The following is a 25,101-nucleotide window of genomic DNA, read 5'->3' as shown; positions in this document are numbered from 1 at the left end:
CCTGGGCCTTGGCCAGTTCACGGCGACCCGGTCAGTCCATCAAAAGCACCAGGGCCGGATGCAGCTTCTTCAGATTCGGCAATGATTTCGATTGCCAGGGTATGTCGGGCGTTCCACGCACGACCAACCGAACATCAGGATGCTTGCGCACCTCGATGGTAAATTTCGCCAGCAGGTTGATGCCGGAAGAGTTGAGAAAGTGAAGGTCCTTCAAATTGAGCGTAATGGAAGCGGGATTTGACGCAAGCACACTGGACGCCAAGGCCGTGATGGGCGCACCCGCTTGTGAACTGGCGAGCCGCATTGAACCGTCGAAAAATATATCGCTTCCCTCAATCCACACACGGTAATCGTCTGTCTTGATTTCCATAGCCTGGTTTCGTTTCTTCTAGTTTTGAGTTTGCGAGATCGGAATGGAGGCGTATGTCTCCAGGCAAACCCGATCGCTTTCGTCCGCTGAGCTGAATATCCAGGCCAGGCGTGCGCCATAGTCGCTCATCAACGTCAGCAGTCCGAGCCCGGAGCCCGACATGTCAGGGTTCGCGGCATTCGCTTCTATTCGCTGTATCAGCAGGTCCTTGGGGTCGCCAACCGTGATGTCCGCCAGGAGAGTTTGGAACTCGGACGCGTCTTGACCATCGATGTCGTTCGACACCTTGAGCTTGAAGCACTCCGAATCCATCGACGCCTCGATCACGATCTCACCCGGGGCGCGAAACTTGACGGCATTTTCGATGAGCTCGTTGACCAGATATCCGATGCTATGCCGCACTTCCAAGTAGTCATTGCGAGACGACTGAAAGCGCAATGCGAAAAGATCGGCGATGAAGTCCGAGGTCGTAGCGCAGTGACGCCAACTCAGGTCGAGAGGGCCGTCGAACAGCCGCACGCGACTGACGTTCTCCCTCATCCCGATTGCAATGTCAGGGGTGCCGAACAGCGCGGTCATTGCCTAGGTGTGCCTTATGATCACAAGGGTGATGTCGTCGTGGATCTTCTGGATTCCGATATGGGCCATCAGATCGTCGACGATCCCGGTTTTGATTTCCTCGGCGCTTCGGCCGTGACGTCTTTGCACGCTCTGGGAGAGACGCTCGAACCCGAACAGTCTCTTGTTCTGGTCTTCCGCCTCGGTCACACCGTCAGTGTGCAGGACGATGACGTCGCCGCTGCCGAACCGGATGTCACGCGTGTCAATGAACTGCGAGATGTCGCTCTCCAGACCGACCGGCAGACCCAGATCAAGCGTATCGATGCGTTCGACTTCCCCATCCGCGCGCACGACGAGAACGTCCTCATGCTGGCCGGATAGCGTGACCCGCTCATCCTCAAAGTCAAGGAAAGCCAGCGAGAGATGCTTGTCGGTGTTGGTACGCTCGATGTTCTTGTAGATCGCGCTGTTCAGCCTATTCAGAAACTGGTGCGGATTCGCTTCGTTGGCCTCCTGCAGCGCGCGTGCAACGGACTGGACCATCAGCATCAGCACGCCGCTCTCGAGGCCGTGACCGGTCACGTCGCCGATGCCGACCTTGACCCGCGATCCGTTCTGCAGAACGTCGTAATAGTCGCCGCCGACCTCGTCGGCCGGCCGCATGTAGGCTGCGATCTCCAGCCCGGGAATCGCTTCGAGTTCGAATGGTTTCGGCAAGACCATCATCTGGATCTGCCGGGCAACCGCAAGTTCGGCGCCGAGGCGGACGTTCTCGTCCCGCAGCTTTTCGTTGAGCGCGGAAATCTCCAGGTTTGCGTCCCCGAGCTCCCTGGTTCGATCGTCGACGAGCTGCTCGAGGTTTTCGGTGTGAAAGCTGATCTCCTCGGCCATGCGGTTGAAGGCGATGCCTGCCGCTCCTACCTCGTCGCGCGTTGGAATGCTCACGCGGACTGAATAGTCCTTGGACTGGAGCCGCTGGGCGGCACTGGCAAGCGACCTGAGGCCAGCGGTGATGCGCTTCGAAATTCCGAGCACCGCCGCAAAGACAATCAGGAGCGAAACGACGATCGCGCCGATCTGGAAGAGCAGGATACGATTGGTTGCGCGGGAGATGCTCTGCTGCGCGGCGAACAGCGATGCATAGATCTCCCGTTCGGGCACGACGATGCCGACCGACATCGTTTCGGGCTTGATCGGTCCCGAACTCCACAGATTGGTCGGCTTCAATCTCTTCAGGACGACAATGTAGGGGACGCGTTCGCCCTTGTTGTCGAGCATGATATGCTGAATGACACCGTCATTGTTCTGGTCGAGAGGCAGCGACGCGATGGCGGGCTGCGTGCTTCCGCGCAGGGACCTCTCCAGGCCGGTGACGCCCTGCGCGCCCGCATCGCTCGATGACGTCAGGCCGATGATCGCCTGGCCCGACGCATTGATCGCCACCACGTTGCCGCTCGACATCGTGAGGAAACCAAACCCGGTTTCGGCGATCTTCACACGTTCGACGACTTCCGCCAGCTGATCGAGCGTGATGTCTGCCCCCGCCGTGCCGGCGATACCGGTGCGATCGCGCGTCCACAGCGGGTGGAAAAAGCTGACGATCAGCTTTCCCGTGATTGCATCGGTGTAGGGCGCTGTCTGGGTGATGTCGTCAGGGACCGGCCGCGAGGCCGGATCCTTGGCCCATTGCTGCCACGACCCATAGATCCCAGGAAAGAAGAACTCCCAGAACTCGGCTTTGTTATGGCCCGGATAGAGCCGGTCGAAGGTCTGTGCCTGGTCCGTATACGGCACCGTCCTGAAGATCGGCCGCTCTTTTGGACCAATATAGTACATCTGCAGTTTGGACGACCCGCTGGCCATGAGCGTCGGCGCGACGAGATCCAACACGGTACTGTCTTCTATTTCCTGCTGGACGCTCGGCAACGGATTGTGGTCGGCCCCCAGCAGGTAGCCCCAGACGCTTATCACCGAAGGCGCGCCCGGCAGGTTCTGCGCCCAATCGCCTTGCGCGTCGTAGACGACCTTCACGGAGCCCGGCGCTTCATGCGAAAGCGTCGCTCCGACCTGTTGCTGGCGCGTAGGATCATCGATCTGGCCCTGCAGCACGCCGGCCAGCGCCTTGACGTCGCCATGGACCCGATCGAGCAGCAGGTCGACACTCAATGCCGTCGACTCGGCATAGGAGCGAATGTATTCCTGGTTTGCGGTCGTCAGGCCCTCGCCGACTTCCGATGTGGCATCACTCGACAGCTTCTGAACGTTCCAAAGCGCCAGACCGCCGCTCAGCAGGAGGTCGAACAGCACCGCGCCGCCAACGACCAACACGAATTTCGCTCGAAAGGAGCGCAGGCCGAAACGCGGTGCAGGTTCGTTGTCGGCTTTCATTGCGGTCGCCGCCCCGATGCGACCCAGATCGGCCAACCCGCATAACCCTTGGGATGTAGCGCCGCGAAAATGTGGTCCTGGAAACCCTGCCGGAACCGTGCGACGAACTCCGGTCCGTCGCCGCGTCTCACCGCCATCTCGCCCGCATAGACATCCCCCCAGGCTACGATGACATCGGCGAAGTCCTGCGGATCGCCGTCCAGGTTGGTGACCATGAAGGTCTCGACACGGATGTCTTCGAAACCGGTTTCGATCAGGTATCGCCTACTCTTGGGCCCAAGCTCGACGTCCATCTCGAAATGCCCGAACAGCTTCGCCACCTCGTTGTAGGTCCAACGAATGCTTTCGGCGCGCGGCTCGCCGAGGCAATGCGAGTTCTTCTCGTTGGTGATGTAGACCCGCCCGCCTGGCTTACATATGCGGTAGAGTTCCTTAAGGATGAGTTCCGGTCGATTGAAGATTTGAAGGGAATGCCGGCAGGTGACCAAGTCGAATTGCGCTTCATCGAGCAGCATTTCCGACGCATCGCCATAGGTATATTCGATGCCCCGGATATCGAACTCCCGCATCACCTGTCGAGCATAGTTCAGGCTGGACATGGAGTGGTCGAGGGCGACGATCCGCGATGGCTGGAACTCCTTCTGCACGAGCACGGCGAAATCACCGATCCCGCAACAGATGTCGGCCATGACGATCCCGGGCCTCATGCCGTGTCGCGGCAAGATTGCGCGCTCGTGGCGCCAGGTCATCTTTGTCTGCGTGCGCAGGATTGGAACGAACCCGCCTTCCTCGAGAAAGCCCTGCCCCGGATAGAATTCGCTGTCATACTCCTCGACCGTGATGTTCGGTTCGATTCCGCTCAGGCGACTGAATTTTCGCGAGGTCCAGCCGACGACGCTCGACGTGATGACGACAAATTTGAGATCGGGTCGAGCGCGACAAGCGTCGATGATGATCCTCGAAAAGGCGTGAAACGCGGCGTTGTTCATCTGCGTCAGGCGTCTGACATTGACGTAGAGAACGCCGCGCACACGGGCGATCGCGTCACGCAGCAATGCCAGGCTGGGCGCAAGCTCGTCGATCGCCTGAGGCCGGACCACCCCGGATATGGAGAATTCCTGGCTGTTCGCGTCGTATTGGGCCTTGAAGCGTGGGAGAAGGTTGTAAGGGCTCAATGTTCAAAGCCCTCGAGCGGAAGATCCACGACCAACTTGATCGCATCGCCGTCGGCTTCCTCGACCCTCAGTGTCGCGTTGTAGTCGACAGCCAGTTCCAGGAGTACGATCTCCCGGCTGGGCGCGATATCCCCAGACACGGAACTGACGTATCGCTCCCTGGCTTCCAATCCCGCGACCTGGCTTACGGCTTCCTTGTAGAATTGGCGCTCCTCCGCCACGCAAGGAAATGTCAGCTCGATCCTGTCCGTCGCTCCATGGCGGGACACCCTGCATGCCAGTTCGCCGTCGCCATGGCGCGTGCGAAAGGCAACCTCCAGCAATTCGTTGAAGGCGGAGGAAAAGAGATTTGAATGCCGGACCGAGTCTGACCTCGTCTGGCTGATCATCCGAGCCACGTATGTCGAGACATAGTCGCAGTGCCTCCAGGCGGAGACAAAATTTCTGATTTCCATGTCGATCTGGATCATCGGCTCAAAAGTCGGCTCGCCAGCCAGGTCATGATGAACAGCTCCCATCGGCATCCTCCCTATTCCATCCGTATTGAGCCATGGCGGCGCGATGACCTCCGAGACGGAAATTCCGCCGCCTCGTGATGAGCCAGTCCCGCATGACAAGGGTTGCGCGGTATCTGTCTCGATCGCTTTTACAACTCTCCACTTTACAAAGGGTGCAAGGGGCTAGAGCGCCCGATCCGATTCCTCCATCGCCCGCACCGCCTTGGGCGAGGATCGCCCGATAAAATCGCTGGTCGCCTCGGCTCCGAGCGGCCGTCCCAGGAAATTACCCTGCAGGCAATCGCAATTCTCCTTGGTCAGCCACCGTGCCTGTGCCGACGTCTCAACCCCTTCGGCGGTGACGCTTATTCCCAGGCCGTGCGCCAGATTGATGATCGATCGCACGATCGTCTGGCTTTTGAGATCCGTTTCCAGGTCCGCGATGAAGTATTGGTCTATCTTCAAAGTGTCGAAGGGAAAGTTCTTAAGGTAGCTCAAGGACGAATAGTACGTTCCAAAATCGTCGAGCGAAATTCTTATCCCCAAGACGTTCAAAGTATTTAACGTGTCGATATTGTCGATCGTCCTCTCGAGAAGAACCGTTTCGGTTATTTCAAGCTCTAGTCTGTCGGCGCGGATTCCTACTTCGTCGATGATCTGGGCGACCGTGTCCGTCAGCGAACCGCTAAGGAACTGGGCCGGGGACAGGTTCACTGCGACCGTCAGCGAGGAGGGCCACGTCAATGCCTGGCGACAGGCTTGCTCGAGCACCCATCTCCCGATCTCATCCATCAAACCATCGGCTTCGGCGATCGGGATGAACACGCCGGGCGGAATGATCCCGATCTCGGGGTGCCGCCACCGCAACAGCGCTTCGAATCCGACCACCGACGAACGGGCCCGAATGAGCGGCTGATACTCCAGATAAAGCTCGTTCCGCTCCAGCGCGGTTCGAAGGCTGCGCCTCAGGTTTTCGCGTTGCTCGAGCAGGAGCAGCATCGAACGGTTGAACGTTCGAGCGCAGCCGCGTCCATCCGTCTTGGCCGCGTAAAGAGCAATGTCGGCGGCTTTCATCAGTTGCTCGCCATCGGCCCCGTGCTCCGGCCCGAAAGCAATTCCGATACTCGAGCCCACGAAGACAGAAATGCCGTTGATGACGAACGGGTCCTTGAACGCATTGACCAGCAATCCGGCGAGGCGCTCGGCTTCGGCCGGCTGCTCCTTGCCCAATTGGATGACAGCGAACTCATCGCCGGCATAGCGGTAGGCGGATTCGCCGTCCTGCAGTGCGTCGCGGATGCGACCTGCCGCGAGTTGAAGAAGCGTGTCGCCGGCTCCATGGCCGAGCGTGTCGTTGACCGCTTTGAAATCGTCCAGGTCGATCTGCAGCAGGGCGGCTTTCGGCTTTGGTCCGCCAACGGTCGTCAGCGCCTGCTGCAGGCGCTCGCCGAATCGCCGCCGATTTTGCAGTCCGGTCAGCACGTCGTGCGTCGCCTGGTGGAGCAGAATCACATGCTCCTGCTCGTCCGCTGCGCTGCGCCCACCACGCTCTCGTGATTCGACGATTCCCACACCATTTGCGGTGCCGAAGACGAAAACGGATCGGGGTGCTTCGCCCGACGATCGCGGCAGGTCGATGCTTGCCGCAGAGCCGCCCTGGAACACCCGAAGAAATTCGTCGCGACACCTGGAATCGAGGAAGCCTGGGTAGATCTCCCAAATGGCGGCGCCCAGCGCCACCGCGCCGCCATACAGGCCTTTGAGGCTGGTGGCGTAGTGCGTCAGGCGGAAGTCGCGATCATAGAACGACAGCAGCTCGGTCGTGTTCGCCAAAAGGTCAGCGAGAAGCGGTTCGCCGGCACGTGGAACATCGCTCGAGGAAGGGCCCTCGCTCTGCGTGCCGACGCCTGATGCCTCTGGGCGCAAGAGCCACCTCCATAGGCGGTGCGAGTTCGCGTCCCCCAGTTTAGAAATAGCATAACTATCAAGCTTGGCAAACTTTCAGCGCGCCGTATCAACAAGCGTCGCGTGCGGCGCAATTGCGATGAATGCTCGGTTGTGAAGGGTAGCAAGTTATCGATAACGATGAACAGTCACAGTTCGTTAATAAATCGAAATTGGCGGGAATTCAGCTATATGACTGATGCCGTGGTGGAAGCGATTCGAAATATTGTATCCCATGAGGCGGAGCAGCTCCCTGCCCAGCCAAGCCGGTTTTGAGCCCGGAGTCAGCTTCCAAGCGCCTTCAGCCAGCCTTCAAAGGACGAGACCCTGTCGTGCTCGGCAAGCGGGACAGAGTGGGCGGGGCGCGGCGGCACCGCGGAACTTCGGACTTCGCGGGGGCTGTAGCCGAATTCCTTGCTGAATGCCCGGCTGAAATTGGCCGCTGAACTGAACCCAACGGCTTCCGCAATATCGACAATGCGCCGGCTGTCCGCCGGATCGCCAAGCGCAACATGGGCTGCCAGGAGCCGGCGACTTTGTATGTAGTGGAGGACACCACCGCTCGGTTCGAACAGCTGATAGAGACGGGAGCGCGAGACGCCGAGCGCACGGCACATTGAATCCGGTGTCAGATGGGCCGCATCCAGATTGTTTTGAACGTACCGGCGGGCGCGCTCCATCAACGCCACGCTGACCAATTGTTCGGCAGCCGCGGCGTGTTCCGCCGGGGGCGACAGGCAAGCAATGATCATGCTACGCGTCGCGTGCACGATGCGGGGGAGATCGTCAGCCGTGAGACTGTGCAACCTTGCTTCGATGCTGTTGAGGTAATCGAGCAAGAGGTCGGCAAAGTTGCCAGACAGGACTGAATTGTTCTTTGCGTCCAGGGTTGCCCTCGCGTCGGCGAACAAGTCACGCGGCAGATAGACGAAGAGACTTTCGGATTCCGTTGTCCTGCCGCGAAACGGGTAGCCAAGCGATCTGATCTCCAACTTGCCCGGCTGGTTTTCCGCAACGCGGCGATCGACCTCGGTCCACGACCGGCCAGTGCGCGGCAAGGCGATATACCAGTGATCGATCGAACTGGATCGGAGCTTCGCGGCGGAGCGCATGTAGCTATACGCCGGCGTGCGCTGTTGAACGATCAACATGCGGCCGAAGTTCCAGGCCGTATGGTCGGCAGGAAAGCCATCGTCGGCCGATTTGTCGTCCGGCAGCTTGACCTCGACAAGCGGTGCCATATGCGCCTGCCAGGCGGCGAACTGCTGCTCCGGCGCCAGTTCGCGCGTTGAAAATGGCAAAGGGTCGAGCGCCGGCGCAAGTGACGGCGCAAGCTCGTTGTGAGGTTGCGCTTCGCGCGGCCACCGACGTCGATCACGCTCCGGCGCTTGCCTCGCGCGCGCCTCGCCGTGCTTCTTAGCATCCATCGCAGGGTACCTATCCGAATCCGGTATACCCATGCGCCCACGTCAATCATGTGGTGTACCACAGGCACTTGGCAAGACTGGCGGAACTGAAGTCCACAGAAGCGGCCATCATCACGCTGGATGTCAGCAAGAAATGCATTCCGAGATAAGTTTATGGATGTGACGATAACGACACTCCTCACCCCGGTGCGTATAAAATCTGGCATCGTGAAAGCGTAGTCGAGGAGACCACGAGATGAACGCAAAGCTCAAAGCGGAGGCTCGCCGCAAAATCATTCTTGATGGGTACTTTAACAATGAACCCTTGAAAGATATTGCTGCCAGGATCGGATGCTCACTGGCGAGTTTGAAGGTCAGCGCCAGCAAACTCGGCTGCACCAGGACTCCAAAGGAGGCCGCCGCATTTCGGCGCGGCTTTCGTGTGCCCGACGAAAAACGGCGAGATTACTATCAGCTGATGATCGCCGGGCAGTACAAGGCTCGCGAATGCGCGCAGATCTTGGGCCTGTTGACGATGCAGCTGCCGGGTCCTGAGTAGTCGTATGGCAATACTGTCGACGATATTGTTACTCGGGCGTTCCATCGCCTCGGCGGTTCCCCGGTAAAAAGCCCGCCGCAACCACGCGCAGCGGGCCCTGAAAGGTTCGCAAAATGCCACGCCGGCGTTTCAATGGCACCTGCTTCAGCCCCCACGATCTGGCAATCTGCGAGCGCGTGTTCGATCAGATCTGCGCGGATGAGCATCTCGACCCCTTGGGGCCGGACGCCGAAATTCTGGCTGAGATGGTTGTGGCCATTTTTCGAAATGCTCACACCAGCGAGCGCGACCTGCTGGAGGCGGTCAGGTCTCGACGGAACAAAGTCGCGGGAACCGCGCATTAGGGAGGCAGCAGGCGGTAGGCAGTAGGCAGTAGGGAATACGGCGAGAGCGTTCAGGACTATCTTCCCACCGCCCTATTCCCTATTCCCTATTGCCTACTGCCTCCCGCCTTACCAGCGCCGCGCGGAATTCCTTCGTACTGTTGCGATTGGGATAGGCCTCGTCAGGCACGGCAACACCGAGATGGGCGCAAAGCGGCTCCCAGCCGTCGCCGAGGCGGTGGACCAGCAGGCGCTCGCGCGGCACCGTCGCCATGACGGCGGCGACATTGGCCTCATAGACGGCGATCGCATGCGCGCGGTCATGCGGCCGGCCGCCGAACACTCGGGCAGCGACCAAAGTGCGGCCGAGCGCATCCTGGTCCTGGGTCTGGCCGATGCCGACGAGAATGGTCTTCTCGAAACTCTCCCACCAGCTTTCCGGCGAGCGCCAGGTGAGGATGACGCGGGCGTCCGGATAGATGTTGATCAGCTCGGGCCAATAATGCGCCGATGGCCAGTCCACGCAGGAATTGTAGCCCGAGAACAGCGCGCTCCAGTCGGGCGCCGCTCCTTTTGCCAGCGCGCGCCACAGCCGCTTCTGCTCGCCGTCGGCCATCACTTCGGACATGTGATGGCAGGGGCCGAAGCCGAGGATTGTCAGCGCCTCGCGCATCGAATCCGTACCCGTCCGGCCAAAGCCCGTGCCGATGACCTTGATCGACATGCCACCCTCCCCCATCGCCACGCTCAGGTGCCGGCGACCACCATGCGCAGCCGGTTGCCCTCGGGATCGGCGCAGTCCAGCGCGCCGCCCGCCTCGCCGAAGGGCACGCCGGCCTGGCCGAGGCGCTCCGCCACGGCGGCAAGCTCATCGGCTGCGTCGAGTACGACCGTGAAACGCTGCAGCCCCGCCGCGTCCGCTGGCGGTTCCCTCAATTCATCGCGGGCCCAGATGTTGAACGCAACCATGTGCGGGCGCCGGTCGGTGCCGCAGTCGAACAGGCCGAAGGCCCTCGACTGGATATGCGGCCGGAAGCCGAGCACGCCGACATAGAACGCCATCAGTGTTTCGGGAGAACGGGCGCGCATATGGATATGGCCGATGAAGGCATTCGCCGGCAGTCTTGCCTCAACATGACCGGAATTGCCGAGATCGCGCAGCAGGGCGGCGACATTCAGCGGCTCGAGGCCGGAATGGGCGCTGCCGTCCGTGGCGATCAGGGTGACGCGGCCATCCGGCGCCTCCTGCCTGTCGGCGAGGCGCTCCGGTGTGTCGAAGCAGATCTCGATGCCGTTGCCGGAAGGGTCGGAGACGTAAAGCGATTCCGAAATCAGATGATCCTGGGCGCTGTATCTGAGGCCGGAGGCCTTGAGCCTGGCGGCGGCATGGGCGAGGTCGCGGCGCGTCGTGACGTGGATGGCGACATGGAAGAGACCGCGCGCCTTTTGCGGCAGCGCGACCTCTGCGCCTTCATGCAGCACAATAAGCGCCTTGCCGTCGACCCCAAGCCCGGCCACCGCGTCATCCTCCCCAAGCAGCGACAGCCCGACCGCATCGCGCCAGACGGGCAAGGCCGCCGTGATGTCGATCACCCTGAGATGAACCGGCCCGAGATGGGTGGCGCCTGCCAGCAGTCCGTCGCTCATGCCGGAATATTAGCGGCGAATGATATGGCTGTCAGCAAAGCTGGCACGGGGACGCGGTGAGCTGCGGAAAGTTCGGTGGCCCATTCGATCGCCTGTGGCCTTCCGGCGGAAAACGAACAAGAATGGCATGCCGCCACGCCGCACGATGGCGGCCATAAATGCAGGAGGAGATGCGAATGGACGAGCCCGATCGCTGGCGCAACATGGCGAGCGCGCCGAGGGATGGCAGCCGGATCCTGGTCACGGTGCGGCCGACCGAACAGGGACCGGCCGAGGTCGACATGGCCTATTGGTCACGCGCCGACCAGCATGGCGAAGAAGGCTGGCGCTCCTCCGATTCCCAGCCGGGCCGCGTGGTCGAATATGCCGAACCGGAATTGAAATGCTGGATGCCGCTGCCCACGGCAGGCCGGGGCTCGATGCCGAGCCCCTGGGAGGGGGAGGACGTGTCGCTGCTGGACGGCTCGGGGATTTAGCGCCAGTCTCCCCCCCTTGAGGGGAGATGTCGCCGAAGGCGACAGAGGGAGGTCGCCGCGCGTGGAGCGCCAGCCTTGATCCGCCGCAGGAGGTAGAGCCCAGTCGAACCGACCCCCTCTGCCCCGCCGGGCATCTCCCCCGCAAGGGAGGAGATTGGCAGCTTCAACGCCCTACCCCACCTTCACCATTACCTCTCCCGCCTCGACCTTCGCCGGATAGGTCCTGAGATTTATGCAAGGCGGCAGGCGCTTGGCCGCGCCGGTGCGGTAGTCGAAGGCGCCGGCATGTTTCGGGCATTCGACTTCGTAGTCCATGACCAGGCCGTCGGCGATGTGGACCGCCTCGTGCGTGCACAGCCCGTCGGTGCAAAACACTTCGTCGTCGGGCGAGCGGAAGACGGCGTAGGTGCGGCCGCCATGGTCGAAGCGCCGCGCGCCTTCCTGTTCGATGTCGTCGAGGCCGCAGGCCCTGATCCAGCTGGTCATTCTTCTTTCCCTGTCAATTTCGGTCGAGCCTCCGGGACGGCCGTAACGACCGCCCGAAGGGCTTGGTCGTAGGATCAGTTCTTGTTGAGGTACTCGGCGGCGTTGGCCGGGGTGACCAGCTCGAACGGCACGTAGACGACGCGGTCGACCTTCTCGCCCTTGGCAAGCGCGAGCGCGGCATCGACACCGCCGCCGCCCTGCCCGTTGGCGTTCTGGAACACCGTCACCGCAAGGTCGCCCGCCTTCATCGCCTGGAGGCCGTCCTGCGTGGCGTCGATGCCGCCGACGACGACGCTCTTCATGTCGATGCCGTTGGCCTTCAGCGCCAGGATGGCGCCGATGGCGGATTCGTCATTGTTGGCGATGACGGCATCCGGCGCCTGGCCGGCGGTCAGCCAGTTGGTCATCAGGTTCTGCGCATTGTCGCGCGACCACTCGGAGGACTGCTTGTCGGTCACCTTGATGAAATTGCACATGTCGGTCGAAAAGACCTGCTCGACATCCTTGGTGCGCTGCAGCGCTGCCTGGTGCACCAGGCTGCCCATGACGATGTAGGCGGTGGCGCCCGATGACTTGCCCTTGGCGCGCAGCATCTTGCAGACCTCGAAGGCCTCCAGCGTGCCGGACTCGACCTCGTTCGAGCCGACATAGACCTGCTTCTCCGGGAGGTTCGCCATGTCGGTCGGTTCGAGGTTGACGAACACCAGCGGAATGCCGGCCTTGGCGGCCTCCTCGCTCAGCGACTTCGAGGCGTTGGTGTCGACCAGGGTGACGATGATGGCGTCGACGCCGCTGGCGATGAAGTTCTTCACCTGATCGAGCTGCTTGGCGACGTCGTTCTGCGCGTCCTCGACCTGGATGTCGGCGCCCTTTTCCTTGGCGCGGGCCTGCATGCCGTTCTTCAGCAGCGTCTGGAAGTTGTTGTCGAAATTGACGATCGAGACGCCGATCTTGGCGGCGAAGGCGGTTGCCGGCATCGCCATCAGCGCGGCAAGCGCGGTCGAGATCAGAAGTTTCTTCACGGGTTTCCTCCCTTTGCAGATGGGTGCCGGTTCACCCGCTTTGTCTCCGGCCCTTTCGGGATAGCGTTCACTGGGCTGTCATTTGGCGGCGGCGTTGGCGCGCGCCTTCTTCTTCTCGTAGCGGGCCTGCATGCGGGCCTCGCCGTCCTTGCTGCCGTCGTGGAAGGTGCCGAGCCAGCGGTCGAACGGGATGAGCCCGTCGCCGTAGTTCACCTCGAAGTATTTGTGGTGCAGGTAGTGGATGTAGGCGTGGCTATCCACCGACGTGTCCCCGGTGAGCTCGACCTTGTCGAAGCCGACATGGCCGGGAATGGCGCCGAAGCCGGCATAGTGGAGCTGGTAGAGCGCGAGCAGCGGGTTGGACGGGATGATCAGGTGCCAGAAGGCTACGCCGAGATAGCCGAGTTGCTCCACCGGGTGCATCGACAGCGACGACCAGGGCGACGGGTTGACCGAATTGTGATGCACCGAATGCACCCATTTGTAGAGCGGGGCCCAGTGGATCGCGCGGTGCAGCAGGAAGAAATGCGTCTCGTGGATGATCGGCACCACCAGCGCCAGCAGGAACAGGTAGAGCGGGTGCTCGGCGAAGCTCAGCCACGGCACGTAGCCATTGGCGTAGGCATGGAGGATGGCGACCTCGATCGCCGTCCAGATCGGCATGCCGGTGCCGAAGGTGCGCAGCATGTTGTCGAGGTTCTGGTTCTCGAAGAAGAATGCCTTGCTCTTCTGCTCCGACGGCCATTTGCCGTTGTATTTGAAGCGGTTGCCCTGGGCTCTCAAAATGTAGAGTCGAAGCTCGAAGACGCCGAAGAAGACAAGCAGCGCTGCGCAGTTGACGACGAACAGCCAAAGGATCCAGCCGACGGAAAGCGTCTTCATCACCTCGACGTCGGGCAACACGAAGCGCCACCACGCCACCGCCGACAGCGCGAACAGCACATTGTAGGGCAGAAAGTAGCTCGGCAGCCATTTCAGCACCGCCAGCGGCCGCGGTGGGAAGACGAAGAGCGGCGCGGTGCCGGCCGGCTCGTTCGGCGCCCAGTCGCCTCGCTTGTTGCGCGTGCCGTATTGCAAGTCGTCCATGGCTGATCTCACAGGGCCCCGGTTTCACAAAGATTGAGAGAGGGTGAGGAAGCGGTCGTAGGCGGCATCGTCCATGTCGACCTGGTGCTTCGCTTCGGGATAGGCGCCGGCCGCCACGTCGCAGCCGAAGGCGCGGAAGGCGGCAATACGCTTTTCCTGCAGCTCGGCCTCCAGCGTGACGAAGTCGGCGTAGCGCTTGGCGTGGCGCGGATAGTGGCCAGCATGGGTGCCGAGCACATCGCAGGAGAACAGATACTGCGTGTCGCAGGCCGTACCGCAGCCCATGCCCATGGTGGTCAGCGGGGTGGCGCGCGTGATGTGGTCGGCGAGCCTGACCGGCACCACCTCGACCTCGACGCAGGCCGCGCCCGCATTCTCGATGTCCTTTACCGCGCGCAGCACTTTGAAGGCTTCGTCCGCGGTGCGCCCGACGGCGCGGAAATTCGTCCAGGTGGCGCGGTTCGGCACCAGGCCGACATGGCCGGTGACCGGGATGCCCTCCGCCGCCATGGCCTCGATGAAGCGCGGCGAATGCGAGCAATAGACCGCATCGGCGCCGCGCTTCATCATGGCGAAGCCCAGCCGCACCGCCTCATCGGGCGAGGCGACCGCGCCGTGCGGCATGCCGACGGAGAGGAAGGCGAAGGGTGCCGCCTGGCGGATCAATTCCAGATTGTGGTCGGGCTCACAGGACAGGATGACGATGTCGCAGGCTACCGCGGCGGCCGCCTCGGCCGGCGTGTCGACATGCAGTTGCAGCCATTTGCGGCCGCCCTTCTGGCTTTGCAGGTCGCTGACTGTCAGCCGTCTCGTCACAAATGCATCCTCCCGTTCGCGGGCGGACGATCGCAGGTAGGAAAGAGCCCCCTCACCCGGATTGCCTGCCGATCTGTGAAGGACAGATCGTAGCCATCCGACCTCTTCCCGAAGGAAGAGGGAGATCATCGGTGCCGCCGCCCGCCTCTTCTCCGAAACGGCAAAAGGTACAGGTGAAGCGGCCGGATGAGGGGGCGAACTTCACATGCCATCGCCCTTCCGTTCACGGGCGAGTTAGCACCGCGACGGCGGCGAAAGCTCCCGGTTCCTTGATCAAATCAGATCAAAGGTTCTCGACGGTGAAGGTGACGAAGCGGATCGGCGGATTGTCGACCGGCAGGTCGTGCAGGTTCAGCGCCGCGAGCACAAGGTCTATGGCGCGGCGCGCCTGAGCTTCGGGCGACTGGTCGAGCACGACGTCCATCGTGCCCTCGCGCAAGGCGCGCGTGCTGCGCTCGGTCAATTCGTGACCGACGAAGAAGATGTCGCGACCCCTCGACTGGCGGCGCAGCACCTCGTTCAGCGCCGTGTTGGCGCCGCCGGCATTGTAGAGGCCGGCAAGGTCCGGCCAGCGCTTCAGTGCCTCGTGCAATTGTTCGGCGTTGCGGTCGCCATCGTCATGGCCGAACAGCGCCGCGACCGGCTCGAACTCAACGCCAGCCTCGATCAGATAGTCGAAGAAGCCGCGCACGCGGTCGCGGTGGACGCGGTAGATCTGGCTGTGGCAGATGGCGACGACCTTGCCCGGCCGGCGCTGCATGCGTGCCATCAGCAGGCCGGCCATGCGGCCGGCGGCGTAATTGTCGATGCCGACATAGGTGCTTTTGGTGCCGGAGATCTGGGTGACGATCTGCACCGTCGGGATCCTTTCGCCCTCGAGCTGGCGAAGCGCGGCGCTGACCAGCGGATGGTCGGGGACCGCGAGGATCAGCCCGGCGCGGCGCAAGTCCGGATCGAGGATGCGCGCGGCAATCTCGGCCGGGTTCGCTTCGTCGAGGAAAGTGCGGTGGACGGCGATCGAGCGGTCGAGGGTGGCGGCGATGCGCTCGAAGGCGCGCGAGAGCCTGGCGAAGAAAGTCGCGTCCGGCCTGACCAGGATCACCTCGATGCGGATGACGCCGCGATGCGCCTCGGGAAGCCGGCGCGGATAGTCGAGCGAGCGCGCCGCCGCCACCACCTTCTCGACGGTGGCAGGGCGCACCCCGCCTCTGCCGTTCAGCACACGCTCGACGGTCGCCGTGCCGACGCCGGCACGGCGGGCGATCTCGAGGAAGGTAGGCTTTGGAATGGGCGGACTCCTGGTGCGTAACGACGGAACCTAATCCTTCTCCCCGTGCCGGAGAAGGTGCCTACCCATCAGCGAATGTTAATTGACAGCCAAATGGAAACGGCGCTGATTGGCGCTCGCATAGATCGCACCAGACGGGCGATTTCGACCCGCCGGGCGCCACCTTGGGAGGGTCCGCAATGCCAACGATCATCGGCCATCACAACATCACGAAAGGCGCCAAGCACTGGCTCACGTCGCCCAAGCGCAAGGCTGATGCAGAGCAAGGCAGCCGCCGATGCCATGGAATTCGACGGCGTGGTACCGGAATCGCTGGTGATCCTGGTGGAAGAAAAGGGATAGCCGGCTGGCGCCCTGGGTTCGGGCGAGTTCAACCAACCAAGCTGGATAAGCGAGATAGGTCCGGCGTAGCCGCATATGGGGCCGGACGCCTTTCGGTCGAAAACGAGCCGAAGCAAGCAATCATATGCTAGCCTTGCCAGCCATCAAACGTACGGGGGAATAGGAATGCTGGAAACCGACAAGGTGTTCGCCGGCTCTGTTCCGGAAAACTACGACCGCCATATGGTGCCGTTGATCTTCGAGCCCTACGCAGTGGATCTCGCGCGACGGGCGGCGGCGCTGTCGCCCGGCGCCGTCCTGGAGACCGCAGCCGGCACCGGGGTCGTCACCCGCGCGCTGGCGCCAAAACTGCCGGTCGGCGCAAGCTATGTCGTGACCGACCTCAACCAGCCGATGCTCGACTATGCCGCCGCGCGGCAAGGCCCCGACAGCCGCATCCAATGGCGCCAGGCGGATGCACTGGTGCTGCCGTTCGAGGACGCGGCCTTCGATCTCGTCTGTTGTCAGTTCGGCGCGATGTTCTTTCCCGACCGGACGGCCGGCTATCGCGAAGCAAGGCGCGTCCTGAAGCCCGGAGGACGCTTTTTGTTCAACGTGTGGGATCGCATCGAGGAGAATGTCTTTGCGCATGACGTGACGAATGCGCTTGCCAAAATCTTTCCCAACGATCCGCCGCGCTTCCTGGCGCGCACGCCGCACGGCTACCACGACAAGGACCTGATCCGCAGAGACGTCGAGGCCGCGGGGTTCTCACATGTGGCGATCGAGACGATAGCCGAACAAAGCCGCGCATCCTCGCCGCGCGTTCCGGCCGTCGCCTATTGCCAGGGAACGCTGCTGCGCAACGAGATCGAGGCCAGAGACGCGGGAAAACTGCAAGCCGCGACCGACCATGCCGAAGCCGTGATCAAGGACAGACACGGCAGCGGCGCGGTCGCCGCCAAGATCCAGGCGCATGTGATCGTGGCGATGGCGTAGCGATAGGCCAATCGCCAACGGTGCAGAAATGGCGCCTTCGGCGAAGCGCTAATCTCCCCCACGATGGGGGAGATCAGCTGTTTCAACGCCTCAGAACAAAAACTCCGCCGTCGCCGGATCTGGCCCGGTGCGGCCGTCTTGCGAGTCCATGCCGCGGATAGTCTCAAGGTCCCTGCCATCGAGCGCGAAATCGAAGACGTCGAAATTGGCGGCGATGCGGTCCTGGTGGTTCGACTTCGGAATGACGATCAGCCCCTCCTGCAGGTGCCAGCGGATGATCACCTGCGCCACCGACTTGCCGTGCTTCTCGGCGATTGCCCCGAGCGTCGGATCGGCAAGCAGCCGGCCGCTGCCCAGTGGGCTCCAGCTTTCTATTCTGATGTCATGCCTGGTGTGAAAATCGCGCTTGTCGCGCTGCTGGAAGCGCGGGTGCAGCTCGATCTGGTTGACGGTCGGCGTAACGCCGGTCTCGCCGATGATGCGCTCCAGATGGTCCTGGTTGAAGTTCGACACGCCGACCGACTTGATGCGGCCGGCCTTCCGCAATTCGACCAGCGTCTTCCAGGCTTCGACATACTTGCCCTGGCTGGGCACCGGCCAGTGGACGAGGAAGAGATCGATCTGGTCGATGCCGAGCTTTTGCATCGTGTCGTCGAAAGCGCGCAGCGCGGCATCGCGCTGGTGGGCACCGTTGCGCAGCTTGGAGGTGATGAACAGCTCGGCCCTCGGCACGCCAGCCGCGCGGATCGCCTCGCCGACGCCTTCCTCGTTGCGGTAGCCCTCGGCGGTGTCGATCAGCCGGTAGCCGGCCTCGATCCCCCAGCGCACGACCTTGGCGGTGGTGCCCGGGTCGACCTGCCATACGCCCAGACCGATTTGGGGGATGGCGGAGCCGTCGTTCAGTGTCAGTCGTTCAGGCATGCGTATGTCCTTCTGCAATCATGTTTGCCCCGCGCCCTATCTAGGCTGCGCTCCAGGCAATGCGAGTCGATGACACGTTTGTGTATTTGCGGAACGGTCGGCGGCTAAGCGCACACGGCCCATTCGACCGCACTGGAACTTTTTGCATGGCTAATGTTTTCTTAACCACGAACTCGCAGTCTCGATGGGGCGCGTTGCAATGGCCTTGCGAAAACGTCTGCGTGGGAGGCGTCATGCCAATTCGTCGAAAAGCTCAGGACGCTGGTATTTTCGATCCGTCCGAACTGGCTTTGCTGGCACGGATCTTCGAACGGCTGAAACATGAAAGCGATGCCGCCGATCGTCTCGAAGGTCTGGCGTCGCGCATCCTTGCCAATTACATGGCCGGCATCACCGACGAGGAAGAACTTCTCTCGCTGTCGAGGCAACCGCTGGGTCGATAGGCCGATCGCGGCGCGCCCGACTATCGGGGCACCTTCGACGCCTTCGTCGCCCCGAACCGCAACCCATCCATCAAGAGCTTGACCAGCCGCCCCGACCGGTCGCGCCAGTCGGGCGTGTTGGGGGCGGAGTAGATGCCGCCGAGCGCATGCAGCACGTCGGAGGCATCGACGTCGGCGCGGATCGTGCCGGCGGCGGCGGCCGCTTCGACCAACCGTTTGAGCGCCTGAGAGACGCGGCCGGAGGTGTCGGAGAACAGCGTCGAATTGGTGGTGAGCAGGATGCGCAGGCTGGTCGCCAGGCCGCGCTTGGTGGCGATGTAGTCGACGAAACGCTGCATCCAAAGCTCCAGCGCGACATCGGCCGGGTGATCGCGGGCCAGTTCTTCCGCCGCCAGGCAGAGCGCCTCCACCTCGCGGCGGTAGACGATTTCGACCAGATGCTCGCGGGTCGGGAAATGGCGGTAAAGCGTGCCGATGCCGACCTCTGCCTGGCGGGCGATCTCCTCCAGCGAAGCGTCGACGCCGTCGGTCGCAAAAGCCTGCGCCGCCACCTCGACAAGCTTGTCGCGATTGCGCTGGGCGTCTGCGCGCAGCGGTTTTGGCGCTGGCGTGGCGGGCTTCTTCTCGGCGGCAGTTGGCGGCCTTTCAGCCAATTTTGTCTCCACAGGTCGATTGGGGCTTGAACCGTGGCCGGTCAGCCCCCACGTAAATAAACGGAGGCGCCTCCGTTTTAGTGGAGCACCTTTATCATATAATCAGGGGGACCGGTATGTCACGTGTTCGAGAGGAGCAAAATTCGGTTGCCCGCTGGACGACGGAACTGCGGGTCTCCCCCTTATGGGGGAGATTAGCAGCTTCCACGCCTTGCCCCTCTTCTCCCAAGCCCCATTTCCATCCGCCTAGCGTCCAGCAATTGGAGCCCGACGCCCTCATGAATGACCAATCGACCATCAGCCCCACCACCCTCTCCATCCATCTCACCATCAACGGCCGCGACCACGCGCTCGACATCGAGCCGCGCGTCACCCTGCTCGACGCGCTGCGCGATCGTCTCCATCTCACCGGCACCAAGAAGGGCTGCGACCAGGGTCAGTGCGGCGCCTGCACTGTGCATGTCGACGGCGAGCGCGTGCTGGCCTGCCTGACGCTCGCGGCTCAAGCTCAGGGCCGTTCGATCACCACCATCGAGGGGCTGGCGGGCGAAGACGGCACGCTCAACGCCGTGCAGGCCGCCTTCCTCGAGCAGGATGCCTTCCAGTGCGGCTATTGCACGCCCGGCCAGATCATGTCGGCGGTGGCCTGCATCCGCGAAGGCCATGCCGGCTCCGACGAAGAAATCCGCGAATACATGGCCGGCAATCTCTGCCGCTGCGGCGCTTATCCGCACATCGTCGCCGCCGTTCGCCATGCAGCAGTGGGGCTCCGCTCATGAGAGACTTTTCCTACCTTCGCGCCGACAGCGTGGAAGCTGCACGCAACGCCGCCGCCCTTCCCGGCGCCATGCTGCTCGCCGGCGGCACGACGCTGGTCGACCTCGCCAAATGCGGCGTCGCCGAACCTTCCGCTGTCATCGACATCAGCCATATCAAGGGGCTCGACGCCATCGATGTCAGCGCCGGCCGCGCCGTGATCGGCGCGCTGGCGAAAATGAGCCATGTCGCCGACCATGCCGAGATCAAGGGCCGCTTCCCGGCCGTTTCGGAAGCACTCTGGCAGGCAGCCTCGGCGCAGCTGCGCAACATGGCGAGCATCGGCGGCAATCTGATGCAGCGCACACGCTGCCCCTATTTCCGCGATCCCGCCAACTTCCCGGCCTGCAACAAGCGCGCGCCCGGCAGCGGCTGCTCGGCGATCGGCGGGGTGACGCGCGGCCATGCCGTGCTCGGCACCAGCGAGGCCTGCATAGCCACCTATCCGGGCGATCTCGCCATCGCGCTCGTTGCCTTCGACGCCGAGGTCCATCTCGGCGAGAGGCGGCTCAAGGTCGAGGACTTCTTCCTGGCGCCGGGCGCCACGGCCGAACGTGAGCACGACATCCGCCCCGGCGAGGTGATCACCGCCATCGAGATCCCCGGCTCGGCCGCAGCCAGGCGCTCGACCTATCTCAAGGTCCGCGACCGCCAGTCCTATGAGTTCGCGGCGGCGAGTGCCGCCGTCGGGCTGGAACTCGAAGGCGATGGCCGCACCATCCGCGACATCCGCGTCGCGCTCGGCGGCGTCGCCACGAAGCCCTGGCGTGCGCGTGCAGTCGAAGACGCGCTCAAAGGCAAGACGTTCGACGAGGCCACAGTCCGCAAGGCCAGCGAACTCGCCATGGAGGGCGCCGTCGACCATGGCGCCAACCACTACAAGATCGAGCTCGCGCCGCGCGTCGTCGCCAGAGCCATCCTCAAATTGGGAGAGACGGCATGACCGTTCACGAGATGAAACACGCCGCCTCCGACAGCGCGCGCCTCGAAGCGGTTGGCGGGCGGCTATCACGCGTCGACGGCCCGGCCAAGATCACAGGCGCGGCCCACTACGCGGTCGAGCAGCAGCTCGAAGGGCTGGCGTATGCGGTGATGGTGGAAAGCACCGTCGCCGCCGGCACGGTCCTCTCGATCGACACGCGCGCGGCCGAGACCGCGCCCGGCGTGCTGCTAGTGCTGACGCCGGACACCATCATACCGCTGAGGACGGCGTCGGACTGGTTCGGCACGCCACCGCCCAACGTCCCCTATTGCCCGCTCGCCCGCGTGGTCACCTATTCCGGCCAGCATGTCGCGGCGGTGGTGGCCGAGACCTTCGAGCAGGCAGTCGCGGCCGCCGGCCTCGTCAAGGTGACCTATGACGAGACGCCGGCCATCGTCGACCTCAGCGACCCCAAGGCCGGCGACGGCATCCCGATCGAGGCCATGACCAAGGAGTGGGGCGACGCCCAAGCCGCCTTTGCCGCCTCGCCGGTGCGCGTCTGCGCCGCCTACAACACGCCGCGCGAGTTCCAGGCGGCGATGGAACCTCATGGGCTCATCGCGCGCTGGCAGGGCGATGCGCTCACCATCTGGGAGCCCAGCCAGTGGCTCGACGGCATGGCGCGCACCTATGCCGAATGGTTCGCGATCCCGTTCGAGAACGTGCGGCTGGTCTCGCCCTATATTGGCGGCGGCTTTGGCTCGAAGGCGCTCGCCTTGGCGCACAGCGCGGTAGCGGCGGCTTCGGCAAAGATGCTGGGACGGCCGGTCAAGCTGGTGCTGACCCGGCCGCAGAATTTTACCTCCTATGGCGGCCGCGCCGCGACAAGGCAGACCGTGGCGATCGGTGCCGATCGCGATGGCAAGATCCAGTCGATCGTGCATCGCGGCGTCAACGAGACGGCGGTCGACGGCATGTGGGTCGAGCCACTCGGCTCCGTTACCTCGATCATGTACGCCACGCCCAATTTCTCCTCGAAGCAGAATGTCGTGCGGGTCAACACCGTGGTGCCGGGAGCCAAACGGGCGCCGGGCGAAAACCCCAGCGCCTTCGGCATCGAGAGTGCCATCGACGAGCTCGCCTATGAGCTCGGTATCGATCCGCTGGAGATCCGGCTGCGCAATTACGCCGAGGAAGACCCGCACGCCCGGAAGGCATGGTCGACACGCCAGTTGCGCGAGGCCTTCGCGGCCGGCGCGGAAGCCTTCGGCTGGGCGACGCGTTCGCCCGCGCCGCGCTCGATGCGCGACGGCCATCACCTGATCGGCTGGGGCGTCGCGGCCGGCACCTATCCGGTGCGGCGCGCCCATGGCGAGGCGGTGGTGAACATTCTCGCCGACGGTTCGGTCGAGGTCGAAAGCTCCTCCATCGACATGGGCCAGGGCACCTACACGATCCTGGCGCAGACGGCGGCCGAGACGCTAGGCGTGCCGGTGGAACAGGTGTCGGTGAAGCTGGGAGATTCCCACTTCGCTCGCGCCGGCGTTGCAGGTGGCTCCAGGCTTGCCGGTGTCATGACCGGCGCCGTCTACAAGGCGGCCAGCCAGGCGCTCGACGAGCTGATCGGGCTGGCGATCGCCGATCCGCGCTCGCCCTTCCATGCGCTGCAGGCGAACACGCTGGTGGTCAGGGACGGCCGCATCGCCTCGCCGCGCGGCGAAGGGCCGGAGCTGTCGATCGCCGAGCTATTGTCCGCCGTCGGTCGCGAGAAGATCGAGGCCAAGGGCGACACCATGCCGGCGACCACGACAGCGGAGGAGCGCTACAAGAACTACACCACCATCGCCATGTCGATCCCACACACCGAGGGCGACTATTCGCGCCATTCCTGGTGCGCGCATTTCGTCGAGGTCCGCGTCGACGAGGATTTCGGCACGGTGCGGGTGTCGCGCGTGGTGTCGGCGCTGGATTCAGGCCGGCTCTACAACCCCAAGCTGGCGGAAAGCCAGTGGAAGGGCGGCATCATCATGGGCATCGGCCAGGCGCTGCTGGAAGAAGGCTTGGTCGACCGCCGCCACGGCCGCATCGTCAACGGCAACCTCGCCGACTACATGATCCCGACCAATGCCGACATTCCGGATATCCAGACGATCTCGGTCGGCATTCCCGACCCGCATTCGTCAGCGCTCGGCGGCAAGGGCGTCGGCGAGCTCGGCATCGTCGGCGTCGCGCCGGCGATCGCCAACGCGGTGTTCCATGCGACGGGGAAGCGGGTAAGGGATTTGCCGATCACGCTGGAGAAATTGATCTGAGGCACCCCCCTCTGCCCTGCCGGGCATCTCCCCCGGGGGAGATTGGCGGTTTCAGCGCCGGCGCGCACCCTCGCAGCGTTCGAATTGGCGAAGGCGGCGGAGCGAATAATCTCCCCTTGAGGAGGAGATGGCCGGCAGGCCAGAGGGGGGTGCTGTCCCGCCCGCGTTTTGGTAAGTTCCGCTATCCCGGAATGTCCCAGTTCGATCGTGTCAGCACATCGGCGGGTGGAAGGATCTCTTCGGGATTGAGGTCCCGGCGCTGGATCTCATCGGCGACAAACTCCTCACGCGGCGCCCACGCCCCACCAATGCCGATTTCCAACGGGATCTTGTCCGGCGTCAGACATTGCGAATGGTCGACATCAACCGTGCGCGGCGCCATGTCGAACCACTCGCATGCCTCGCCGAGGACACTGTCCGTGCGACCGATGCTCTCGGGGATGACGTCGCGGCCAAGGAGAATAGACAACATATCTCCTGGCCGACATTTCTGGCACAGGAAGAGATCCTCGAACGCGCCGCCCTTGGCGGCCCTGAAGGACAGTTCCTGCCCTGTCCGAGCGTTGCGGATGCTTAGGTATCTCCGCCCATCCGGTTAGGCAGCTTCATCATAGATCCACGGATCATGCCGCCGCATGACTCTGACCGCACCTTTCCAATGCATGCGCATGGCGAAATCCGGCTGCCGCTTGACACCCGTTGCGGCCGGCTGGTCGTCGAAGTGCAGCCATTGGGCGACGTCGAGCAGCTTGGCAGGGAGCGCGACCTCCTCGGCGGACACAGGCCGGCGTTCGAGTTTGACAAGCGTTGACTGACGAAACGGCGAACCGTTCACAAACACCTTGGTGGCGATCTCGATACCATCGGCTGTCACGCAACTCAGCCATTTCAGGCCGGGTTCTGACCTGTCTGGATCGCGCCGCTGGATTTCCCGTACAGCGCATCGCTCGCTACCGTGCGTCTGGGTCTGTCCGGTTTCGATTACCCCGCGAATCCTCTCATAGGATGTCGATGTCTCACGACTTATCGAAACAGGCGAATAGCCTGTCTGCGAATCCCCGCGGAAAGTGACTGATATCTGCTTTGCCGGATTTCCATAGGTTGTGGCTTGCATTTCCTCGACACGGACCCAGCCGCCATGATGCGTGACTATCCTCGTATAGGCTGCAGTCGGTCCTACCAATGGCTGGACCGTCATGGTCGCGACATAGTCGGGGACATCAGCGGAGGGCGAATAGGGGAGGTTGTCGTCCGCCCGCGCCATGGAGCTGGCGAGAACAAGACCCACCATGATCGAAAATCTCATCATGACTCTCCCCCCGGGCCACGCCCTTGCAGCCAGCAGGATTTCCAGTAACAGCGGCTATTTTGCGACGGTCAGGCGGCGATCGGAGAAGGTGATTTGGGAGGTCGCGCCAGGCACCCCCATCTGCTCTGCCGGGCATCTCCCCCTCAAGGGGGGAGATTGTTCGCTCCGCCGCCTTCGCCAATTTCGAACGCTGCGAGGGTGCGCGCCGGCGCTGAAACCGCCATCTCCCCCTCAAGGGCAGGGGAATCGCATATGGCTTTTTGGGACTTGAAGTTGGGCTGAGAAGGGATTCTGTGAGCAGGCAGTCTTAACGAGGGAGAGACTGCCATTTCGAGCCTTGAAAGCTATTTCGGCGCCGTGC

General features: G+C 63.0%; 26 protein-coding genes. 8 read left to right on the top strand and 18 right to left on the bottom strand.

Going from position 1 to position 25,101, the window contains the following annotated elements; translation table 11 throughout:
- Positions 1–31 precede the first annotated feature (31 nt).
- From PU724_RS20100 to PU724_RS20070, 7 genes are all read right to left on the bottom strand, one after another.
- Positions 32–370 (bottom strand): slr1659 superfamily regulator, encoded by a 339-nt coding sequence (locus PU724_RS20100; protein WP_127284471.1) that lies wholly within the window; start codon positions 368–370, stop codon positions 32–34.
- A gap of 18 nt (positions 371–388) precedes the next feature.
- On the bottom strand, positions 389–949 hold the full coding sequence (locus PU724_RS20095) for a slr1658 superfamily regulator (protein ID WP_189340528.1): 561 nt from the start codon (positions 947–949) through the stop codon (positions 389–391).
- Between the two features lie 3 nt (positions 950–952).
- A complete protein-coding gene (locus tag PU724_RS20090; RefSeq protein WP_127310431.1) occupies positions 953–3,319 on the bottom strand; it encodes a SpoIIE family protein phosphatase in 2,367 nt (788 codons plus the stop codon).
- Positions 3,316–4,494, bottom strand: a complete 1,179-nt coding sequence (locus PU724_RS20085) for a methyltransferase domain-containing protein (protein ID WP_354423588.1) — start codon at positions 4,492–4,494, stop codon at positions 3,316–3,318. Before PU724_RS20085 ends, PU724_RS20090 begins: the two co-directional genes overlap by 4 nt.
- Positions 4,491–5,012 carry a ubiquinone biosynthesis methyltransferase UbiE gene (locus PU724_RS20080; RefSeq protein WP_127310436.1) on the bottom strand — a complete coding sequence of 174 codons (522 nt, stop codon included), beginning with the start codon at positions 5,010–5,012 and terminating at the stop codon, positions 4,491–4,493. The genes PU724_RS20085 and PU724_RS20080 overlap by 4 nt, the downstream gene beginning before the upstream one ends.
- Positions 5,013–5,174: 162 nt before the next feature.
- Positions 5,175–6,824: a putative bifunctional diguanylate cyclase/phosphodiesterase gene (locus tag PU724_RS20075; protein WP_292101813.1), complete on the bottom strand. Its 1,650-nt coding sequence runs from the start codon at positions 6,822–6,824 to the stop codon at positions 5,175–5,177.
- A 395-nt stretch (positions 6,825–7,219) separates the two neighbouring features.
- Entirely contained in the window at positions 7,220–8,362 is a 1,143-nt protein-coding gene (locus tag PU724_RS20070) for a helix-turn-helix domain-containing protein (protein ID WP_354423590.1), read from the bottom strand.
- A 235-nt stretch (positions 8,363–8,597) separates the two neighbouring features.
- On the opposite strand from PU724_RS20070, the gene PU724_RS20065 reads away from it, so the two are divergent.
- The gene (locus tag PU724_RS20065; RefSeq protein ID WP_127284466.1) at positions 8,598–8,900 is read left to right on the top strand and encodes a hypothetical protein; all 303 of its coding nucleotides are present in this window, start codon (positions 8,598–8,600) and stop codon (positions 8,898–8,900) included.
- Positions 8,901–9,013: 113 nt separating this feature from the next.
- Complete coding sequence (locus PU724_RS20060; RefSeq protein WP_127391387.1) at positions 9,014–9,244, top strand: hypothetical protein; 231 nt, start codon at positions 9,014–9,016, stop codon at positions 9,242–9,244.
- Between the two features lie 79 nt (positions 9,245–9,323).
- On the opposite strand, the gene PU724_RS20055 is transcribed toward PU724_RS20060, so the two are convergent.
- Both PU724_RS20055 and PU724_RS20050 read right to left on the bottom strand, forming a co-directional pair.
- Positions 9,324–9,947, bottom strand: a complete 624-nt coding sequence (locus PU724_RS20055; protein WP_354423591.1) for a sulfotransferase family protein — start codon at positions 9,945–9,947, stop codon at positions 9,324–9,326.
- A gap of 23 nt (positions 9,948–9,970) precedes the next feature.
- Complete coding sequence (locus PU724_RS20050) at positions 9,971–10,870, bottom strand: VOC family protein (RefSeq protein WP_127284463.1); 900 nt, start codon at positions 10,868–10,870, stop codon at positions 9,971–9,973.
- Between the two features lie 176 nt (positions 10,871–11,046).
- Between PU724_RS20050 and PU724_RS20045 the strand changes: the two genes are divergently transcribed.
- Positions 11,047–11,346: a hypothetical protein gene (locus PU724_RS20045; RefSeq protein WP_127310928.1), complete on the top strand. Its 300-nt coding sequence runs from the start codon at positions 11,047–11,049 to the stop codon at positions 11,344–11,346.
- A gap of 171 nt (positions 11,347–11,517) precedes the next feature.
- On the opposite strand, the gene PU724_RS20040 is transcribed toward PU724_RS20045, so the two are convergent.
- The 5 genes from PU724_RS20040 to PU724_RS20020 form a co-directional block, all read right to left on the bottom strand.
- Positions 11,518–11,832 carry a MocE family 2Fe-2S type ferredoxin gene (locus PU724_RS20040; protein ID WP_354423594.1) on the bottom strand — a complete coding sequence of 105 codons (315 nt, stop codon included), beginning with the start codon at positions 11,830–11,832 and terminating at the stop codon, positions 11,518–11,520.
- A 74-nt stretch (positions 11,833–11,906) separates the two neighbouring features.
- Positions 11,907–12,854, bottom strand: a complete 948-nt coding sequence (locus tag PU724_RS20035) for a substrate-binding domain-containing protein (protein WP_354423596.1) — start codon at positions 12,852–12,854, stop codon at positions 11,907–11,909.
- Positions 12,855–12,932: 78 nt separating this feature from the next.
- Positions 12,933–13,940 (bottom strand): sterol desaturase family protein, encoded by a 1,008-nt coding sequence (locus PU724_RS20030; protein WP_354423598.1) that lies wholly within the window; start codon positions 13,938–13,940, stop codon positions 12,933–12,935.
- A 24-nt stretch (positions 13,941–13,964) separates the two neighbouring features.
- Positions 13,965–14,756 (bottom strand): 3-methyl-2-oxobutanoate hydroxymethyltransferase, encoded by a 792-nt coding sequence (locus PU724_RS20025; RefSeq protein ID WP_354423600.1) that lies wholly within the window; start codon positions 14,754–14,756, stop codon positions 13,965–13,967.
- 283 nt (positions 14,757–15,039) lie between these two features.
- On the bottom strand, positions 15,040–16,044 hold the full coding sequence (locus tag PU724_RS20020; protein ID WP_354423623.1) for a LacI family DNA-binding transcriptional regulator: 1,005 nt from the start codon (positions 16,042–16,044) through the stop codon (positions 15,040–15,042).
- 507 nt (positions 16,045–16,551) lie between these two features.
- Between PU724_RS20020 and PU724_RS20015 the strand changes: the two genes are divergently transcribed.
- Complete coding sequence (locus PU724_RS20015) at positions 16,552–17,364, top strand: class I SAM-dependent methyltransferase (RefSeq protein WP_354423602.1); 813 nt, start codon at positions 16,552–16,554, stop codon at positions 17,362–17,364.
- 90 nt (positions 17,365–17,454) lie between these two features.
- On the opposite strand, the gene PU724_RS20010 is transcribed toward PU724_RS20015, so the two are convergent.
- On the bottom strand, positions 17,455–18,285 hold the full coding sequence (locus PU724_RS20010) for an aldo/keto reductase (RefSeq protein WP_354423604.1): 831 nt from the start codon (positions 18,283–18,285) through the stop codon (positions 17,455–17,457).
- Positions 18,286–18,431: 146 nt separating this feature from the next.
- Between PU724_RS20010 and PU724_RS20005 the strand changes: the two genes are divergently transcribed.
- Positions 18,432–18,728, top strand: coding sequence for a hypothetical protein (locus tag PU724_RS20005; RefSeq protein ID WP_320254358.1), 297 nt, complete (start codon positions 18,432–18,434; stop codon positions 18,726–18,728).
- Positions 18,729–18,748: 20 nt separating this feature from the next.
- Here the strand turns inward: PU724_RS20005 and PU724_RS20000 are convergent, their stop codons facing one another.
- Positions 18,749–19,381, bottom strand: a complete 633-nt coding sequence (locus tag PU724_RS20000) for a TetR/AcrR family transcriptional regulator (protein ID WP_354423606.1) — start codon at positions 19,379–19,381, stop codon at positions 18,749–18,751.
- A gap of 278 nt (positions 19,382–19,659) precedes the next feature.
- On the opposite strand from PU724_RS20000, the gene PU724_RS19995 reads away from it, so the two are divergent.
- Genes PU724_RS19995 through PU724_RS19985 form a run of 3 tightly spaced genes read left to right on the top strand, consistent with a single transcriptional unit; the run spans position 19,660 to position 23,431 of the window.
- Entirely contained in the window at positions 19,660–20,160 is a 501-nt protein-coding gene (locus PU724_RS19995) for a (2Fe-2S)-binding protein (protein WP_354423608.1), read from the top strand.
- Positions 20,157–21,140: an FAD binding domain-containing protein gene (locus PU724_RS19990; RefSeq protein WP_354423609.1), complete on the top strand. Its 984-nt coding sequence runs from the start codon at positions 20,157–20,159 to the stop codon at positions 21,138–21,140. The genes PU724_RS19995 and PU724_RS19990 overlap by 4 nt, the downstream gene beginning before the upstream one ends.
- Complete coding sequence (locus PU724_RS19985) at positions 21,137–23,431, top strand: xanthine dehydrogenase family protein molybdopterin-binding subunit (protein ID WP_354423611.1); 2,295 nt, start codon at positions 21,137–21,139, stop codon at positions 23,429–23,431. The genes PU724_RS19990 and PU724_RS19985 overlap by 4 nt, the downstream gene beginning before the upstream one ends.
- Before the next feature lie 181 nt (positions 23,432–23,612).
- Here PU724_RS19985 and PU724_RS19980 read toward each other — a convergent pair whose 3' ends face one another.
- Together PU724_RS19980 and PU724_RS19975 are read right to left on the bottom strand one after the other, a co-directional pair.
- The gene (locus tag PU724_RS19980; RefSeq protein ID WP_426213544.1) at positions 23,613–23,900 is read right to left on the bottom strand and encodes a hypothetical protein; all 288 of its coding nucleotides are present in this window, start codon (positions 23,898–23,900) and stop codon (positions 23,613–23,615) included.
- Between the two features lie 126 nt (positions 23,901–24,026).
- Positions 24,027–24,737 (bottom strand): hypothetical protein, encoded by a 711-nt coding sequence (locus PU724_RS19975; protein ID WP_426213542.1) that lies wholly within the window; start codon positions 24,735–24,737, stop codon positions 24,027–24,029.
- Between the last annotated feature and the right edge of the window lie 364 nt (positions 24,738–25,101).

Source organism: Mesorhizobium abyssinicae (assembly GCF_049887195.1).
GTDB classification, from domain to species: Bacteria; Pseudomonadota; Alphaproteobacteria; order Rhizobiales; family Rhizobiaceae; genus Mesorhizobium; species Mesorhizobium abyssinicae.
This window is presented reverse-complemented; position numbering and strand designations above follow the sequence as displayed.